This is a genomic window from Streptomyces sp. DvalAA-14 (genome assembly GCF_900091855.1).
Classification (GTDB): Bacteria; Actinomycetota; Actinomycetes; order Streptomycetales; family Streptomycetaceae; genus Actinacidiphila.
Genome location: NZ_FMCH01000186.1, coordinates 1 through 2,023, shown reverse-complemented (window position 1 = coordinate 2,023; position 2,023 = coordinate 1). Strand labels below are relative to the sequence as shown.

Below are 2,023 nucleotides of genomic sequence, written 5' to 3'. Positions count from 1 at the left end.
TCCCGCTCCCGGCTGCGCCGGGGTCTTCGGCCGTGGCCGTGCCGCCCGGACCGGGGGCCCCGGTCCGGGCGGTCGCCGCCCCGCTGGGGGTCTCGCCGTGCCCGGCGCCCCCGGTTCCCGCCGGCCCCGCCCGATTCCCGGTCCCGAGATCCACGCATCGCCGCCTCCTACTCGGCCGCCCGGGCCCTCTTGGGGCCCGGGCGGCCCTGCCGACCCCGAGGTCAGGTCGTGCCACGCCGTGGCGGCGACTGGCTCAGCCGCTCGCCGGGCGCGTGCCGTGCGGGCCGGCTCAGTGGTTCTCGGCCTGGAACATCCAGTGCTGCTTCTCGAGTTCGGCGGTGATCCCGATGAGCAGATCCTGCGTCACCGGGTCGGGCTTGTCCGTCGCCTCGATGCGTTCGCGCATCCGGGTGATGACCGAGCCCAGCGCGGTCACCACGACCTCCACCACGTCGGCGTCCTTGACCCAGCCGTCGGTCGCCGTCTCGATCCCGCTGGTCTTGGCGACCGTCCCGGCCCGCCCGTCGGGGGAGATGCCGAGCGCCGCCGCCCGCTCGGCGACGTTGTCGGCGGCCGTCCGGGAGGCGGTGACCACCTCGTCCAGCTGCAGGTGGATGGAGCGGAAACGCGGCCCGATGATGTTCCAGTGCATCTGCTTGCCGACCAGCGACAGGTCCAGCAGATCCACCAGGGCGCCCTGCAGAGCGTCCCCGACGGTCTTGGCGGCCTGCTGCGGCAGTGGGCTTTTCACGACAGTCATGCGTTGTTCTCCCTGTGGATCGACGCGTTCAGGTCCGGTTCATCCCCCGCTGACCGCCTTCGTCTACCCTGCCCCGGGGTCCTACACATGGCAAAAGCGCGTCGGCCCGACCGGGAGGATCCCCGGGCGGGCCGACGCGCGCGACACAACAAGAACGAGGCAACAGAAAAGCAGCGGCCCGGAGGCCGGCCTAGGCGGCGACAACGTCCACGGCTTCGGCGGACTTCTTCGGGGCCTTGATGGTGATCCGTTCGTCCGGGGCACCCGCCACCGAGGTGACGGATGTGACCGAGGTGACGGAGCCGAGCAGCGGCCGCATCGGCTGCGGGGTGGGCTCGGCGGCGGAGGACTGCGAGAGCTCGGCGAGCGACAGATCGTCGCTGACCTCGCGCATGACCTCGGACATCGGGACGTCCAGCGCCTCGCAGATCGCCGAGAGCAGCTCGGAGGATGCCTCCTTCTGCCCCCGCTCGACCTCGGAGAGGTAACCGAGCGAGACCCGGGCCGATGACGAGACCTCACGCAGAGTGCGGCCCTGGCGCTGGCGCTGCCGACGCAGCACGTCACCAAGCAGGCGACGGAGCAGGATCATCGGTGGCTCCCTCCTCGGACCGCGAAACCGCATCTTCCACGCCCCACCGTACCGCCTCCGGCACTGACCGTGCGGGGAGCCAAGACGTGTTCACTCAGGGCTGCAAACATCCCTTCCCCCCGTGTTCTTCCCCATCCCTCGCCCCCGGACTCGTGCCAGGACCGTTATCCGGGACTCTGGCCGAATCCCGGACCCGCAACCGTACTCCCCCGCAGCCGGGCCGCGAGCAGTTCCAGGATCGCGGCCACCGAGGCGGTGCGGATCGCGGTACGGTCGCCGGTCAGATTCAGCTCCAGGGCCCGTGGGGCCTCGTTTCCCGGGCCCGCCGCGGCGACGAACACCGTACCGACCGGCTGTCCGTCCTGCGGGTCGGGCCCCGCTACGCCGGTCGTGGAAATACCCCAGTCCGCGCCGAGCCGGTCCCGCACGCCGGCGGCCATCTGCCGGGCCACCTCGGGGTCCACCGCGCCGCGTTCGGCCAGCAGGTGGGCGTCCACCCCGAGCAGTTCGTGCTTCAGCGCGGTCGCGTAGGCCGTCACGGAGCCGCGGAAGGTCCGGGAGGCGCCGGGGACCCCGGCGAGCTGCGCGGCCACCAGGCCGCCGGTCAGCGATTCCGCGACGGCCAGCGTCCAGCCGCGCTCGTCCAGCAGCCGCAGGACGTCGGCGGCGGC

At 72.5% G+C, this 2,023-nt stretch carries 3 protein-coding genes; all 3 read right to left on the bottom strand.

Features of this window, described 5'->3' with window-relative positions; genetic code table 11:
• Positions 1 to 289: 289 nt before the first annotated feature.
• Positions 290 to 760 (bottom strand): Dps family protein, encoded by a 471-nt coding sequence (locus GA0115240_RS09330; RefSeq protein WP_093736191.1) that lies wholly within the window; start codon positions 758 to 760, stop codon positions 290 to 292.
• Between the two features lie 190 nt (positions 761 to 950).
• Positions 951 to 1,352: a helix-turn-helix domain-containing protein gene (locus tag GA0115240_RS09325; protein ID WP_093736190.1), complete on the bottom strand. Its 402-nt coding sequence runs from the start codon at positions 1,350 to 1,352 to the stop codon at positions 951 to 953.
• 164 nt (positions 1,353 to 1,516) lie between these two features.
• Positions 1,517 to 2,023, bottom strand: a 507-nt coding sequence (locus GA0115240_RS09320) for a CinA family protein (protein WP_237554742.1), incomplete at its 5' end; no start/stop codon positions are given.

Bases quoted from the DNA above. Each gene is read 5' to 3' on its own strand.
- GA0115240_RS09325 (WP_093736190.1), bottom strand. From the start codon at position 1,352: ATGATCCTGCTCCGTCGCCTGCTTGGTGACGTGCTGCGTCGGCAGCGC.
- GA0115240_RS09330 (WP_093736191.1), bottom strand. From the start codon at position 760: ATGACTGTCGTGAAAAGCCCACTGCCGCAGCAGGCCGCCAAGACCGTC.